Annotated in this window: 14 protein-coding genes; 5 read left to right on the top strand and 9 right to left on the bottom strand. The window is 73.0% G+C overall.

Features of this window, described 5'->3' with window-relative positions; all coding sequences use genetic code 11:
• Window positions 1-11: 11 nt before the first annotated feature.
• Window positions 12-548, bottom strand: a complete 537-nt coding sequence (locus ACZ58V_RS07780) for a GNAT family N-acetyltransferase (protein ID WP_468185695.1) — start codon at window positions 546-548, stop codon at window positions 12-14.
• A gap of 30 nt (window positions 549-578) precedes the next feature.
• Window positions 579-1,013: a nuclear transport factor 2 family protein gene (locus tag ACZ58V_RS07775; RefSeq protein WP_468185698.1), complete on the bottom strand. Its 435-nt coding sequence runs from the start codon at window positions 1,011-1,013 to the stop codon at window positions 579-581.
• 140 nt (window positions 1,014-1,153) lie between these two features.
• Between ACZ58V_RS07775 and ACZ58V_RS07770 the strand changes: the two genes are divergently transcribed.
• A complete protein-coding gene (locus ACZ58V_RS07770) occupies window positions 1,154-1,906 on the top strand; it encodes a carbonic anhydrase family protein (RefSeq protein WP_471288922.1) in 753 nt (250 codons plus the stop codon).
• A 54-nt stretch (window positions 1,907-1,960) separates the two neighbouring features.
• Here ACZ58V_RS07770 and ACZ58V_RS07765 read toward each other — a convergent pair whose 3' ends face one another.
• Entirely contained in the window at window positions 1,961-2,758 is a 798-nt protein-coding gene (locus ACZ58V_RS07765) for a VOC family protein (RefSeq protein WP_468185704.1), read from the bottom strand.
• A gap of 245 nt (window positions 2,759-3,003) precedes the next feature.
• Here ACZ58V_RS07765 and ACZ58V_RS07760 point away from each other — a divergent pair, with 245 nt between their 5' ends.
• A complete protein-coding gene (locus ACZ58V_RS07760; protein ID WP_471288920.1) occupies window positions 3,004-3,852 on the top strand; it encodes a class I SAM-dependent methyltransferase in 849 nt (282 codons plus the stop codon).
• Between the two features lie 17 nt (window positions 3,853-3,869).
• On the opposite strand, the gene ACZ58V_RS07755 is transcribed toward ACZ58V_RS07760, so the two are convergent.
• On the bottom strand, window positions 3,870-4,667 hold the full coding sequence (locus ACZ58V_RS07755) for an SDR family NAD(P)-dependent oxidoreductase (protein WP_471288918.1): 798 nt from the start codon (window positions 4,665-4,667) through the stop codon (window positions 3,870-3,872).
• A 63-nt stretch (window positions 4,668-4,730) separates the two neighbouring features.
• On the opposite strand from ACZ58V_RS07755, the gene ACZ58V_RS07750 reads away from it, so the two are divergent.
• Complete coding sequence (locus ACZ58V_RS07750) at window positions 4,731-5,207, top strand: DUF4396 domain-containing protein (protein WP_471288917.1); 477 nt, start codon at window positions 4,731-4,733, stop codon at window positions 5,205-5,207.
• Between the two features lie 27 nt (window positions 5,208-5,234).
• Here the strand turns inward: ACZ58V_RS07750 and ACZ58V_RS07745 are convergent, their stop codons facing one another.
• Window positions 5,235-6,380, bottom strand: a complete 1,146-nt coding sequence (locus ACZ58V_RS07745) for a winged helix DNA-binding domain-containing protein (protein ID WP_468185715.1) — start codon at window positions 6,378-6,380, stop codon at window positions 5,235-5,237.
• 143 nt (window positions 6,381-6,523) lie between these two features.
• On the opposite strand from ACZ58V_RS07745, the gene ACZ58V_RS07740 reads away from it, so the two are divergent.
• Together ACZ58V_RS07740 and ACZ58V_RS07735 are read left to right on the top strand one after the other, a co-directional pair.
• The gene (locus ACZ58V_RS07740) at window positions 6,524-7,198 is read left to right on the top strand and encodes a hypothetical protein (protein ID WP_468185718.1); all 675 of its coding nucleotides are present in this window, start codon (window positions 6,524-6,526) and stop codon (window positions 7,196-7,198) included.
• Between the two features lie 148 nt (window positions 7,199-7,346).
• Window positions 7,347-7,979, top strand: a complete 633-nt coding sequence (locus ACZ58V_RS07735; RefSeq protein ID WP_468185720.1) for a sigma-70 family RNA polymerase sigma factor — start codon at window positions 7,347-7,349, stop codon at window positions 7,977-7,979.
• Window positions 7,980-8,039: 60 nt separating this feature from the next.
• Here ACZ58V_RS07735 and ACZ58V_RS07730 read toward each other — a convergent pair whose 3' ends face one another.
• The 4 genes from ACZ58V_RS07730 to ACZ58V_RS07715 all read right to left on the bottom strand — a co-directional run bounded on the left by ACZ58V_RS07730 (window position 8,040) and on the right by ACZ58V_RS07715 (window position 13,978).
• Entirely contained in the window at window positions 8,040-9,248 is a 1,209-nt protein-coding gene (locus tag ACZ58V_RS07730) for a type III PLP-dependent enzyme (RefSeq protein ID WP_471288913.1), read from the bottom strand.
• On the bottom strand, window positions 9,245-10,990 hold the full coding sequence (locus tag ACZ58V_RS07725; RefSeq protein WP_471288912.1) for an IucA/IucC family protein: 1,746 nt from the start codon (window positions 10,988-10,990) through the stop codon (window positions 9,245-9,247). Before ACZ58V_RS07725 ends, ACZ58V_RS07730 begins: the two co-directional genes overlap by 4 nt.
• 88 nt (window positions 10,991-11,078) lie before the next feature.
• Window positions 11,079-12,809, bottom strand: coding sequence for an IucA/IucC family protein (locus tag ACZ58V_RS07720; protein WP_471288910.1), 1,731 nt, complete (start codon window positions 12,807-12,809; stop codon window positions 11,079-11,081).
• Window positions 12,806-13,978, bottom strand: a complete 1,173-nt coding sequence (locus ACZ58V_RS07715) for an ATP-grasp domain-containing protein (RefSeq protein ID WP_471288909.1) — start codon at window positions 13,976-13,978, stop codon at window positions 12,806-12,808. The genes ACZ58V_RS07720 and ACZ58V_RS07715 overlap by 4 nt, the downstream gene beginning before the upstream one ends.
• Between the last annotated feature and the right edge of the window lie 132 nt (window positions 13,979-14,110).

Here is a 14,110-nt window from a genome sequence, read left to right as displayed (position 1 = left end):
CCCCGTGGTGCTCAAGCGAAGGGAATCTCGAAGTGCACCACGCCGGTGCCTCCGCCGGGCACTTCCTCCCGCTCGTCGCACACCACCTTGCCCAGCGTCCGCCACAGGCCCATCGCACCGGGCGAGTGCGGGTATGTGTGCAGATACACGGAGCGGTAACCACCGTCGGCCCGGGCGAAGTCGACCAGGCCTGCCACCAGCCGCCGGGCCAGTCCGCGCCGCCGGTGTGCGGGGCCGACGTACAACCGCCGCAGCTGCGCGGTCTCGCCCGAGGGGTACCGCTCGGCCAGCCAGCGCGGGTTCGGCGGATGCGCCGGCCCGCGCGCGTCCAGCGCCCCCGTGGCCGCCACCGTCCCGTCCCGCTCGTCCACGGCCACCAGGAGGGTGTGCCGCGGCGGTTCGACGTAGAACGGCACCGGGTCGATGATGTCGGCGTGCCAGCCCGGCACATAGCCGGTGTCGAAGTCGCGGTACACGGCGTCCAGCATCACCACCCGCGCCCCGTCGATGTCCGCAGGCGTGGCTTCCCTGATGCTGTAGTCGTGCATTTGCGCATCATATGCAAATCACATGAACGCTCATTCAGGGGCCGCTGATGTGGTTCCGGGGGCCGCCGACGTGATCTGGCTCAGCACGCACCGCCAGCGCCCGTCCCGCTTCACGAACACGTCCGTCGTCCACTCGTCGGCGTCGTAGCGCTCGCCCTGGTAGTGGGCCGTGTTGGTGACCCGTCCGGTGACCACGGCAATGTCGCCGTAGACGCGGACCCTGGGCCGGGACCTGAGGTCCATCGCGGAGTGGGTGAGCTCCCCGGACTCGACGAGGGAGAGGAACCTCTCCTTCGGATCGATCCCCGACGCGGAGACGATCACCCACTCGTCCGCCATGAAGCCCGCGATGCGTGCGGGGTCGTTGGAGACGATCGCCGCCGCCCAGTCCCGCGCCAGACCGGCGAACGCGCGGACGGTGTCCTCGCCGGGTTCCTCAGGCGCCGCGTCGGGATCTTGGTTCATGCCGCGACCGTAGCGCGTCTGGGCCGCGATCCGGGGTGTTCAGCAGTCCGGGTGACCTCGCGCGTCCCGGGCGGCGTCGGGGGAAAAGGATGCGGTCGTCGTTGCCCGGCCGTCCGCCCGCCGCCCGAAGGTGATCCCCCGTGTCCCTGACCGCTCCCGCCCACTCCGCCGTCGGCACCGCGCTGCAGTCCCAGAGCCCGGTCGACATCCGTCCGCAGGCCACCGACGTCTCGGCCCTGCCACCCCTGCGCCTGCGCCATCCGGCGCGGCTCACGATGTGTCTGCGCTTCGAGCGTCCGAAGCGGCACCGGCCCGACTGCGTCCGGGCCGAGGAGGGCTCGGTGAAGGCCGAGCCGCCGCGCGGACAGGACTGCCTGATGAGCGTCGGCGACGCCACCTACCACCTGGAGGACATCCACTGGCACACGCCGTCCGAGCACACCGTCGGCGGGGTGGCGTTCCCGATGGAACAGCACCTGAAGTACGCACGGACGATCGAGGGCGGGCACGGGCACGGGCACGGGGACGGAGACGCGAGCGCGGCCGGTGCGAAGGAGTACGCGGTGCTCGCCGTCTTCGTCCACCCGGGCGACCCCAACGGCTCCCTGGACCGGCTGCTGGAATCCGCCCGCCGGAACGAAGACCCCTGGGACGTGCCCGACGTGGACATCGACACCCTGCTGCCGCCCTGCACCGAGTCCTACCGCTACCTCGGGTCCACCACGACCTGCCCCTACACCACCGGGGTGCGCTGGACGGTCCTGACCCATCCGGTCCAGGCGTCCGCCGCCGCGCTGGCGCACTACAGGAGCCTGTTCCCCGAGGGCAACGCCCGCGAGGTGCAGCCGCTCGGGAAGCGGCGTATCGCCGGGGACAGTCATCGCTGGTGGTGAATCGCCCGGCTGCGGGCCGGCCGCACCCCCCCGTTCACCGGGCGGCGGGCCGGTTCAGCCCTGGGCCGGGGTGAGCACCACGAAGTCCGCGTTGGCCGGGTCGAGGCAGACGGCCAGCCGGCCGACACCCTCCGCGTCCTCGGGGCCCATCTGCACGCTGCCGCCGTTCTCCCTGACCTTGGCCACCGCCGCGTCACAGTCGTCGACGGCGAAGACCGGGTGCCAGTACGGCCGCCCGTTCGCCAGCGACAGGTCCGTCTTGCCGACCTCCATGAGCCCGCCGTGCATCCGCTCCTCGGGCAGTCCGGCGGGGGTGATGAGGGTGTACGTGCCTCCGCCGCCCGGCAGCGGCATGTCACTGAACTGCCAGTCGAAGAGCCCGCCGTAGAACTCCTTCGCGGCCGCCGCGTCGCTCGTGTACAGCTCGGTCCAGGACAGCGAGCCCGGCTGGTCGACCAGATCGAGGCCCTTGGTCGTCCCCGGCTGCCAGACGGCGAACTGGCCTCCCTGCGGGTCGGTGTACTGCGCCATCCGGCCCCATTCCTCGAGGTCCATCGGCGCGACGCGCACGCTGCCGCCCGACTGCTCCACGGCCTTCGTCGTGGCGTCTGCGTCGGCGACGCTGTAGTAGAGCATCCAGGCCGAGCGTGCTCCCTCCTCGGTGAGCTTGCCGAGCCCGGCGACGATCTTGCCGTCCTTCCGGAACATCCCGCCCTCGAAGTCCTCGCTCTCGCCCATGGACTCGTAGTCCCACCCGAGCACGGCGCCGTAGAAGGCAGCGGCGGTCCGGACGTCCGGAGTGCCGAGGTCGAGCCAACAGGGGGAACCGGGGGCGAACTCCGTGGTGATCATGGCGATGCTTCCCTTTCGCAGGTCCAGTGTGCCCAGCGTGACACCGGGCACTGACAAGCGCCCGTCGGCCGCTCTCCGATGGGGGAGCCTCCGGTCGGTGCTGCCCGGTGCTGCCCGGTGCTGCCCGGTGACGGCCGGGGCGCCCGGTGGTGATCCCCGGCGGGTGGTCCGGCCGTGGAATCATCGGGGGTCGTCGACCGGTCGGGTGGTCGCGGAGTTCTGTGCTGTGAGGGTGGTGGGCGGGCGTGGTGGTCGGCTGGGAGTGGGACGACACGTTGTTCTCGGGGACCGCCGCCTACTACGAGCGGGGGCGGCTGCCGTACGCCGCCGGGCTGGCGGACGCGCTCGCCGAGGAGTTGCGGCTCGACGGGGAGGGGCGCCTCCTGGACGTGGGCTGCGGGCCCGGGACCATCGCCCTGAGCCTCGCGCATCTGTTCGGCGAGATCGTCGGGGTGGATCCCGACAGCGGGATGATCGCCGCAGCCGGGCGCGGGGCCGTCGGCCGGGGAGTGGGCGCCAAGACCCGGTGGGTGCGGGCGCGGGCCGAAGACCTGCCGGCGGGGCTCGGCACGTTCGCCGTCGCCACCTTCGGTCAGTCCTTCCACTGGATGGACCGCGACCTGGTGGCCGCGACCGTCCGGGACATGCTCCGGCCCGGCGGGGCCCTGGTGCACATCGCCGACCTGAAGACGGAGCCCCGGACCGTCGACGGCATGCCGCACCCGGCCGTCCCCTACGCCGGGGTCGACGACCTGGTGAAGCGGTACCTCGGGCCCGTGCGACGAGCGGGTCGCGGGGTGCTGGCCCAAGGGACACCGGGCGCTGAGGACGAGGTGTTCGCCCGGGCGGGCTTCTCCGGCCCCCGGCGTCTCGTCGTGCCCGGCGGGCAGGTGCTGGAGCGGACCTTCGACGACATCGTCGCCTGGGTGTTCTCCATGTCGTTCTCGGCTCCGCATCTCTTCGAAGAGCGCCGGGACGACTTCGAGGCGGACCTGCGGCTGCTGTTGCGCGAGGCCTCGCCGTCGGGCCGGTTCTCCGAACGGGCCCCGAGCACGGAGATCTTCGTGTGGCGGAAGGGCCCGGCCGCTGCCTGAACGAAGGGTCGGCCGCGTCAGTGGACGGACATACCGCCGTCGACGTAGACGGACTGTCCGGTGACGTAGGCGGACGCCGGGCTCGCCAGGAAGACGGCCGCGCCCGCGAAGTCCTCGGCCAGGCCGTTCCGCCCGATCAGTGTGCGGGTGGCGAGGGCGGCCACCTTCTCCGGATCCGACGAAAGGCGCTTGTTGAGCGCTGTCATGACGAAGCCCGGCACCAGGACGTTGCAGGTGACGCCGCGCGGCGACCACGCCTCGGCCTGGGAACGCGCCAGCGCCTCAAGACCGCCCTTCGAGGCACCGTACGCGCCGCTCTGCACGAACGCCCGATGTGCCTGCTGCGAGCTGATGTGCAGGATCCGCCCGAACCCGCGCTCCGCCATGCCCGGGCCGAAGCGCTGCCCCAGCAGGAAGGGCGCCTCGAGGTTGACTGCCATCGTGAGGTCCCAGACCTCCTCGGTGAGTTCGTCCATCGGCGGGCGCAGATTGATCCCGGCACTGTTGACGAGAATGTCGGGCTCCCCGAACGCCTCGACCGCCCGCTCGGCGGCCGTCCGCACACCCTCACGCGTGCTCAGATCCGCGCTGACCCACGCGGCGCGGCAGCCCTGAGCCGTCAACTCCTCGACCGTCGCCGTCAGTCCGGCCTCGCCACGGGCCACGACCACGACGCTCGCGCCGGCGCGGGCGAGCGCACCGGTGATGGCGCGCCCGATACCCGAACTACCGCCGGTGACCACCGCGACGCGGCCGTCCAGGGAGAACAACTCGGAGAGATACGCCTGCGTTGACGCGGTCGCCTGTGTCGTCATGACCCGACACTCTAAGCGGATGGATCACGAGGGAAGCACGCGGCTGCCGCATACTGGCACGTCATGGACCACACCCCTCACCACCCCGAACGGCACCCGCGCGGGCCGGCGTCCTGGGGGACCGCCGTGAAGGCGACGCTGCACTGTCTGACGGGGTGTGCGATCGGCGAGATCCTCGGCATGGTCATCGGCACCGCGCTCGCGTGGGGCGACGTGCCCACCATGGCCCTGGCGATCGGGCTCGCCTTCCTCTTCGGCTACTCGTTCACCCTGTTCGCGGTCCTGCGGGCCGGCCTCGGCCTCAAGGTCGCGATCAAGGTCGCCCTGGCCGCGGACACGGTCTCGATCGCGGTGATGGAACTCGTCGACAACGCGATCATCGCGCTCACCCCGGGCGCGATGGAGGCCCACCTCACGGACGGACTGTTCTGGTCCGCGCTGCTGGGCGGATTCGCGGTCGCCTTCCTGATCACGACCCCGGTCAACAAGTGGATGATCGGCCGGGGCAAGGGCCATGCCGTCGTGCACGCCCACCGCTGACGTGAAGTCGCCTACGGCACAGGAGACTCACCCGCGGCCGGTGAGCAGGCGTACGTGCCCGTCGGGGAGTTTCGGCCACCAGTGGTGGTAGCGGCGGTAGACCTCGGTGTCGCGGTCGGTCAGGAGTCTTGTCAACGACGCGGCCTCCTCCGCGAGACCGTCCCACGTGGTGCGTGGCAGGTCGTGGAACGCCGTGGCCTCGATGCCGCCGTCGATCGCGCGCCACACGCCGGCGACCCGGCCGTCGACCAGGAGGGTGGGCAGCACGTCACCGTTGACGCGGATCACCAGACGGCGGTAGTCCGGGGGGATCACGCGGCTGCGGTCGGCGTGGGCCAGCAGGACGCTGTCCCACATGGCCATGAGCCGCGGTGGGGCCGGGGTGTCCGCCGGTGGGCGCGGGGCGTCCGGTACGTCGAACAGGACCGTTCCGTCCGGTCCGCGCAGCTGCTCCACCGCGTCGGACAGGGAGAGGAGCGCCTGGCGTACGGGCTGCCGCGGCAGCATCGCGAACTGCGCCACGTCCGCGACCGACGCCGGCCCGAAACCCTTCAGATACCGCAGGATGAGCTGCCCGAGCGCCTCCGCCGCCGGCTCCCGGCCCGTCGGCACGGGACCGGTCCGCGCCGCGACGAACGACGCCCGGGTGCCGAACGACCACGGCCCGCCGGTCGGGAGGTGCAGCAGCGGCGCGTACCCCTTGAGTCCCCACCACGCGCCGGCCTTCTTGTCCGCGCCGACCCGGTCCTCCAGCCAGGCCTGAAGCTCCGCGGCCGTCCGCGGCCGGTCGGCGAAGTCCAGCAGCTCCGGGACGAGGGCCTCGCCGTCGGCCGGTGTGAGACCCGCGGCGGCGAAGCGGTAGCCGAGCCGTGAGGCGTACAGCGTCTGCTGCATCGCCTCGCGGAACACCTGGTAGTCGTCCGCGTGGACCGCGTGCAGCGTGATCCGCATCAGGGTCGCCTTGACCACCGCACGCCGTGCGAAGGCGTCGTCCAGTTCGGCCGGAGAGAAGCCGGCCAGCCGGTTCCACAGCGCCACGTACGGCGAGGCGGCATGCTGCGCCTGGAGCGCCACCACACGCCGCACGGCCTCCCCGGCCCCCATCACCTCCCGGCCCAGCAGCATCTGACGGCCGAGGGTCGCCCGGTTGAGCTCCTGCGCGGTGATGTCCACGCCGGGGATTCTGCCGTGACCCGACCGGAGGCATCGATTCCTGGACAGTGGCCTGGATCACACGTCACGGATTGAGTATCAGGGCCGGGCGATTTCCGTACCCAGGGGTGACGGGGTGGGGCCGGATGCGAAGATGAGGCGCCATGACAGCTGGGTGGTGTGCTCGCGCGACACGGGCCGCGGTGTTCGCGGCCGTCTGTGTCGTGCTCGCCGCCCTGGGGCACGTCATGATGTCCGGCGACCATGTGCCCCTGTCGACACTGGTGGCCGGCTGGGCCGTGACGGGTGCGGCGGGCTGGTGCCTGGCGGGCCGCGAGCGCGGACTCCGGCTGGTCGTCGCCGTCGCCGTGATCGTCCAGACCGGACTGCACTCGGCTTTCTCGCTCGTGCCGGCGCCGGCCTCCGGGGCGGTGGGTGGCACGGACTCCATGGACACGCCCTCCATGGGTCATGGCATGGGATCCATGAGTCACGGCATGGGATCCATGGGGCACGAAATGGGCTCCATGTCCCACCACATGGCGTATACGGGACACACCCCGGGCGGTGACTCGTCCCTCGGTATGCTCGCCGCCCACCTGCTGGCCGCGCTGCTGTGCGGTCTGTGGCTGGGTCACGGCGAACGGGCGGTCTTCCGGCTGCTGCGCGCCGTGGGCAGCCGGCTGGCCGCGCCGCTGCGGCTCCTGTTCGCCCTTCCCACGCCGCCGCCCCCGCCCGCGCGCGTACGGCGTTGGTCCTCGGACCGCGCGCCGCGCCTTCTCCTTCTCGTCCACGCGATCACCTCTCGAGGACCGCCCGTGGGGGCCGCTGCCGCCTGACGGCAGCCGGCAGTCCCGGGGCAGCACTCCGCGCGCCCCGGTCTCGGTCGTGCGTCTGTGCGTCACGCCGTACGGATGCGGCCGTATCCCCGCTCACCGGGCCGCACGCGCGTTTCGCGTGCCCCCGGAATTCCGAGAAGGACACCAGGTGATCACTCCTGCCCTGCCCCTTTCATCCGAGCGATGCCCGTCGGCCGACGAGTCGATAACCGCCTGGGCGCTGGCCGCTCGCGGCGGCGACTCCGCCGCCGTCGACCGTTTCGTGCGCGCCCTGCACCGTGACGTCATCCGCTACGTCGCCCACCTGTGCGCCGATCCGCAGGCCGTGGACGATCTGGCGCAGGACACGTTCCTGCGGGCGCTCGGCAGTCTGCACCGGTTCGAAGGCCGTTCCTCGGCGCGCGTCTGGCTGCTGGCCATCGCAAGGCGTGCGGTGGCGGACAGCCTCCGGTACTCCGCCGTCCGCCCCCGCCCGGCCGATCTGGCGGACTGGGAGCTGGCGGTCGAGCTCGCCCAGCCGCGCGGCCTGCCCGGTTTCGACGACGGCGTGGCTCTGGTCGAGCTGATGGACGGACTGCCCGAGGAACGGCGCGAGGCGTTCGTCCTCACGCAGCTGCTCGGTCTGCCGTACGCGGAGGCCGCCGCGCTGAGCGACTGCCCGGTCGGCACGGTCCGCTCTCGGGTGGCCCGTGCCCGGGCGACGCTCTTGGCCCTGCTCGCTGAGGCGGAGCAGACGGTGACACCGGCTGGGCCGCGGTCACCCGCCCTGGCCGCGGCCTGACGTACCACGGCCCTCGGTGCCCGCCGGCTCCGTCCGGCGGGCACCCCGCTCGCAAGCGGCTCAGGAGGACTGGGCGTCGTCGTCCAGGAAGTGGAACCCGGGCCCGGGATGCATCAGGAAGTCGTGATGCGAGATGTTCCAGGCGTAGGCACCCGCCAGGGAGAACACCACCCGGTCCCCGGCCCTGAGTTCCGGCACCGGTACCCGGCGGGCCAGCACGTCCTTCGGTGTGCACAGCTGCCCCGCGAGCGTGATGGGCCCGCTCCTCGCCGCCGGTCGGGGCCAGGGGTGCGGCCAGGAGTCCACGGGCAGGACGGAGCAGGGCTGGTCGTGTCCCTTCGTCGCCGGGGTGCGCAGATGGTGCGTGCCGCCCCGGACGACGGCGAGCTCCTCGCCGTGGCTGTGCTTCACGTCCAGCACCTCCGTGGCGTACCAGCCGCAGTACGCGGTGAGCGCCCGCCCCGGCTCGATCCGCAGTGTCAGCCCCGGACGCGCCTCGGTGAGCCGGGCCAGCCCCTCGCCGTACGCGGCCCAGTCGAAGCGGCGCTCCGGGTCGGCGTAGTCGACGCTCATGCCGCCCCCGACGTTCACCTCCGCGACCGGCACACCGAGCCCCGTGGCCCAGCCGACCACGCTCCCCGCGACCCCCAGCAGCTCGGCCGCTCCCAGCCCGCTCGCCAAGTGGGCGTGTACGCCGCGCAGTTCGATGTGCGGATATGTCCCGTCGGCGAGCGCCCGGATCACGGACTCGGCCCGGGCGGGGTCCATGCCGAAGGGCGTCGGCCGCCCGCCCATCGCCAGCGAGCTCCCGGCGAGCGAGCCGTCGGGCACCGGCAGGTTGACGCGCGGCAGCACCGCGACACGCCGCCGGGGCGCGACGCGGCGGGCCAGCTCGGCCAGCACGCGCAGCTCGTGCTCGCTCTCGACGTGGAAACGCTCGACGCCCCGCTCCAGCGCGGCCGTCACCTCGTCCGGCGTCTTGCCGGGCCCGCCGAAGGCCAGCGGCCGGCCCGGCACCGCCTTGGCGACATGCGCGAGTTCACCGCCGGACGCGACCTCGTATCCGTCGACACAGGGCTCCAGCGCGGCCAGGATCTCCGGCTCCGGGTTGGCCTTGGCCGCGTAGTACAGCTCGACCCGCCCGGGCAGCGCGGCCCGGATCCCGGCGGCGTGTGCGCGCAGGGCCGCCAAGTCGTAGAGGTAGGCGGGGAGTTCCGGGGACGGCAGCGACAGGGAACGCTCGCGCACCGCGGGTGTCGGGTGGGTCATCGGGAGCTCCTCTTCGCCTCGTGCAGCACCTCTTCGCCCAGCGGCGACGGCAGCCGGACGTATCCGGCCCGGCGGTCGGCCTTGCGCTCCCAGCGGGTGAGCAGGTTGGTCTTGGCGGGCAGCGGCACCCCGGCGAGCAGGGCGGCCAGGCGGGGTGGGCAGCCGTGCCGGTCGGCGTAGGCGCGCAGCGTGTCCCGTACGCGTGCCCACAGTGCCGCCTCCGTCTCCGGGTGCAGGTCGGAGAGGGCCGCGAGCATCTCGGCCACGTGGTTGACGAGCAGGCAGTACACGACCCGGTCCCAGCCGCGTCGCGCGTCGTACGTCATCGGTCCGGCCACCTCGGGCGGCAGCGCGGCCAGTGTCTCCGTGTGCTGCTCGGGCACCAGCTTGGTGCCCTCCAGGTCCCGGAAGAGGACCTGGGCGGGCCGGCCGGTGCCGTCGACGCAGAGCAGCACGTTCTGCAGATGAGGCTCCAGGACCAGGCCGTGGTCGAAGTAGGCGGCGAGGACGGGCGGCAGGAGGAGGTCCAGGTAGGCCGACCACCAGTCGAGCGCCGTGGCCGCGTCCGCCCCGGCGAGGAGCCGGGAGACCTGGGCGGCACCCGTCGGGTACTCGTCGGCGACGGCGGCCGCGAGCAGCGGAGTGGTGCCGGGGGCGAGCCGCCGGGACAGTCCCTCGCGGACGATGACGCCGAAGCCCTCCAGCAGGTCGCGGTCCGGCACGCCGTCGGGGCCGGGCAGGGCGAGGGTACGGTACGCCGGTTCGCGGAGCACGGCACTGCCGGCGAAGCGCCCGGCCAGGTCGGCCAGGGCCGGGGCCAGCGCCCGGGTGAGGGCGACCGCCCCGGTCAGCTCGTAACTGCTGTTCTTGCGCAGACAGTTGGTGATCCGCACGTTCAGGCTGAACTTCAGGAACGTCTCCCCGTCGTACAGCGTGCGCACGGACGCCGTGGCCGCGAAGGGCCGGCCGCCCGGACCCAGGTCGAGCACGTCACCGCGGTCCAGGGCGGCGCGCAGCAGCGGGTGCTCCCGGAGCGTCTCGTACTGCCAGGGGTGGGCGGGCAGCAGCCGGTAGCCGGCCGGGACCTCCGGGCGCTGCCGGTCCAGGGCGGCGGTGGCCCACGGCTCCGCGCTCTCCTGGGCGATCAGGTGCTCCCGTACGGCGAGGTGCCGCAGCGGGAAGGAGGCACCCGTCTCGGGTGCGTACGCGGCCCAGGAACGCGGGTCGCCGGTGCGGGCCTTGGGCGTGGGGTGGAAGCGGTGCCCGAAGAGCAGGGACTGCTCGGAGGCGAGGTAGGCGGACAGCGGGTCGCCCGGAGGCTCCGGGACCTCCGGCAGGGCCGGCCGGGCGGTGAGCGCGCTCTCGACGGCCGCGTGGCTGGAGGCGACCTGCGCCAGGAACTCCTCGTTGCGCACACCGGTGCGCAGCGACAGCTCGTCACGCGTGTACTCGGCCAGCCGCCGCCAGTCCACGTCCGCCCAGCCGCCGGCCCGCTCCTCGCGCACCGGGCCGGTGAACCGGTGGGCGCCGAGCAGCGACGTACGGCGCAGGGTGACACACAGCAGCACCCCGCGGCGGGGCAGCCGCAGCAGCAGACGGCCGTCGGCGACGACGGTCTGCCGCTCGGGCCCGGACACCTCGCGCAGCAGACAGTTCAGCAGGGTGTGGGCCACCACGTCGTCGGCGGTGGGCAGGCGGACCGGTGCGGCGGTGCGGCCGGGAGATTCGGTCAGCGGGGGCATGGCAGGCTCCAGCGGTTGCGCGGCTTCGTGGGAAGGAGGGGCGAGTACGGGGGACGGACGGCGGAACCGGCGGTCCGGCTCGCGGCTCTCATGGCGTACTCCGGGACGGCAGCAGGTAGTTGGGCCCGTTGGTGTAGTGCTTGTTGATGTCGGCGGCGCCCGACCGCTCCTTGCTGAGCAGCGTCCCGGCGGTGACCATCGCCTTCACCGGCAGTTCCGGGGCGTCGAGGACCCGGGCGCGCAGGACGTCCCCCGCCTCGCCGCCGAGCCGCTCCACGGCCTCGGTCAGCCGTTCGCGCACCAGCCGCAGCAGCACGGGCAGCGGGGCGCGGCCGTGCCGGGCCAGCCCGAACGCGTAGGCGCCCGCGCACAGATGGACGGTGATGGTGGCGAAGAGGTCGGCCACCGGCCCGTCCTCCGTGTCGAGGACCCGGGGGTCGTCGAAGTCCCACCGGCCCGGGAGCCGGGCGTGCAGCCGTCGTGTGTCGACGCGCGGCCCGTCGTTGTCCTTGAACAGCAGGCGGAGGCTGCCCGGCCGCAGTACCAGGGAGATGTTCTGCTGGTGAGACTCCAGCGCGACGCCGTACCCGAACAGTGTGGTCTGCCAGTCGAACAGCAGCGTCAGACAGGCGTCGAGCAGGGCGAGCGGGTCGCCGTCGTGGAAGCGGTCGGCGAGATGGTCGACGACCAGCCGGCCGTCCGGCGCCTCGGCGAGGAGCGCCGCCATCGGCACGACGACCGAGTCCTCGAGACCGGCCGGGTGGCGGCGGCACAGCACGGCCAGCAGTTCGTGTCCCGCGTGGGCGTACGTGGTCTCGTCGGCGTGCAGGATCGTGTCCCGGAACCGGGGCTCGCGAGCGACCACGTCTTGGATGAGCCGCTGCCCGACGGCCCCGTCGACGAGCGTGCCGGGCTTGACGGACCGCTTGTTGCGCAGCCCCAGCGAGGAGGTGGCTAGGGGCAGTTTGAGGTGCAGCGCCGGTTCCGCCACGGTCGCCACCGTCCGCATGGACAGAGTGGGCACGACGTCGAGGCAGCCCCGTTCGGCCAATATCGCCCGCCCGCGCAGGCCGGTGGCGCGTAAGGCCGCGTCGAGCGGAGGGCCGACGGTCAGCGGGTGCACCGGCAGGGCGAGGTGCGTGCGCTCCAGCCCGGCCAGACCGAGCCGCCCGGGCGTGGGCCACAGCTCGGGAAGCGTGCCGGTCAGCAGGACGGCGTCCCGGGGCACGGCGAGCCAGCGCAGCGGGAACCGCGGATGGAACTCGGGCGCGTACGACCGCAAGTGCTCCTCGTCCAGCCCCGCCCGGCCGCGTGCGGTCGGGTACACCGGATGGTCCAGACGGGCGGCGAGCGTGTCGAACGCCGGACCACGGCCGAGGCCGGTCCAGCGTGCCGGATCGGCGCCGTGGCGGTCGGTCAGCCGCCGGGCGACGGCGTCGCGGGTGTCCGCGTGCAGCCGTAACGTGGCCAGAGTCTGCCGGCACTCCTGGGCGAAGGCGTCGAAGCCGGCCCGGTCCTCGGGCTCGGCGAGCGCGCGCAGCGCGTCCAGCACCTCTGCGTACGACGTCAGCTCGGCGCCGTCCGACGCGCGCAGGAGCAGCGGCAGCCGGGCGGCGTACTCGCACTGGAAGCCGTCCTCTGCGACCGGCAGCAGCAGAGCGTCTCCACCGGCGGTGAGCCGCAGCCAGGGTCCGTCCGGCCGGTGGACGAGGGTGCTCCGGGCGCGCAGTCCGACGACGTCCTCGCGCAGCAGCGCGCTCAGCACCCGGGTGAGCAGTTCGGACGCGCAGGTGTCCGGCGCGGGTGGCAGTACGGTCACGCCCGGATCTCCCAGCGGAGGGTGGCCAGGAAGTCGGCGGCCACGCGGTCCACGGTGTCCTGGTCGGTGCCGGTGGCCCGCAGGACGCCGAGGTAGTCGCGGTTGGTGCGGTACAGCTCGTGACGCTCGCCCACCGCCCGTAGTGGACGGTACGTCAGGCACACTCCGTCGACGCCGAGCTCGGTGGCGGCCGGGGCTTCGGTCAGGGTCCCGGCCCGGTCGGCGCACGGGTACTGCAGGAGGGCGGCGCGGTCGCGGCGGGCACCCGGACCGGGCGGGAGCGGTTCGCCCAGGTGGGTGCGGAGGATGTGCTCGAACAGCGGGATGCCGAGGAGCCGTTCGAGCAGCAGGTCGCACTGGTCGCCGATGGCCCGGTAGTTGACCTCGATGATCCGTGCCCGCCCCTCGTGCACCACGAACTCGGTGTGACAGGCGCCGAATCCGACGCCGAGCGCGTCCAATTGGGTGAGGACCTGCGCGACGACCGGCTCCGGGTGGGCGGGGACGAAGGTGAGGCGCTGCTCGACGAAGTGCGGCGGCGGCGACAGTTCGGTGCGGAAGCCGCCCAGGACGTGCCGGGCCCGGCCGTCGCCCAGCGTCTCCAGCGTGCACAGCTCGCCGGGGAGGTACTCCTCGACGACCAGGGCGGTGCCCGGCCGGCGCTCCAGGATCTCCTTCGCGCGGATCGCCAGGTCCTCGGGGCCGTTCACGAGCACGACGTCCTCGCTGGCCACGCCCTCACGGGGCTTGACGACACACGGGTAGGGCGCGTCCAGGGCGGTCGGCGCGGTGAGTTCGGCCGACCAGACGGTGTCCGCTCCGGCGGCGGCCAGCCGGCGGCGCGTCTCCGCCTTGTCCTTGCAGCGCAGGGTGGCCCGCCAGTCCTTGCCGGGCAGGCCGAAGTAGGCGGCGGCCAGGGCGGCCTGGGTCTGGAGGTGGTCGCTGTTGGTGAAGACGGCACCAGGGCTGTCGTGGGCCGAGATCCGCGACACGACGGCCCGGAAGTCCCGCACGTCACACTCCAGGACCTCGACGTCCGGGCGGGTTCTCCGGTGGGCGTCGGGCTGGTCGGTGAGGACGGTGACGTCCAGGCCCAGCCGGGCGGCGGCGGGCAGGAAACCCTCGGTGACGGAGTCGGTCGGATTGAGGGCGAGCAGGTACAGGCGCATGGCGGTCTTCCATTGGTGGGTGGGGGCGGCGGGCAGCCCGCGCGAGACCCCCGTGACGTGGACGGCCCTTGATCGGCCGGGCGTTCACGAGCGCGTCCGACGATCTTGTACCTTAGGTTAGCCTTGCCTATC

It is taken from the genome of Streptomyces sp. NPDC040589 (assembly GCF_055594445.1).
Note: the sequence above shows the minus strand (reverse complement) of the source record. Positions and strands in the feature narration are given on the sequence as shown.

What these genes read in the sequence shown, in the direction of transcription:
- ACZ58V_RS07780 (WP_468185695.1), bottom strand. Translation starts at nt 548, where the DNA reads ATGCACGACTACAGCATCAGGGAAGCCACGCCTGCGGACATCGACGGG.
- ACZ58V_RS07775 (WP_468185698.1), bottom strand. Translation starts at nt 1,013, where the DNA reads ATGAACCAAGATCCCGACGCGGCGCCTGAGGAACCCGGCGAGGACACC.
- ACZ58V_RS07765 (WP_468185704.1), bottom strand. Translation starts at nt 2,758, where the DNA reads ATGATCACCACGGAGTTCGCCCCCGGTTCCCCCTGTTGGCTCGACCTC.
- ACZ58V_RS07755 (WP_471288918.1), bottom strand. Translation starts at nt 4,667, where the DNA reads ATGACGACACAGGCGACCGCGTCAACGCAGGCGTATCTCTCCGAGTTG.
- ACZ58V_RS07750 (WP_471288917.1), top strand. Translation starts at nt 4,731, where the DNA reads ATGGACCACACCCCTCACCACCCCGAACGGCACCCGCGCGGGCCGGCG.
- ACZ58V_RS07740 (WP_468185718.1), top strand. Translation starts at nt 6,524, where the DNA reads ATGACAGCTGGGTGGTGTGCTCGCGCGACACGGGCCGCGGTGTTCGCG.
- ACZ58V_RS07730 (WP_471288913.1), bottom strand. Translation starts at nt 9,248, where the DNA reads ATGACCCACCCGACACCCGCGGTGCGCGAGCGTTCCCTGTCGCTGCCG.
- ACZ58V_RS07725 (WP_471288912.1), bottom strand. Translation starts at nt 10,990, where the DNA reads ATGCCCCCGCTGACCGAATCTCCCGGCCGCACCGCCGCACCGGTCCGC.
- ACZ58V_RS07715 (WP_471288909.1), bottom strand. Translation starts at nt 13,978, where the DNA reads ATGCGCCTGTACCTGCTCGCCCTCAATCCGACCGACTCCGTCACCGAG.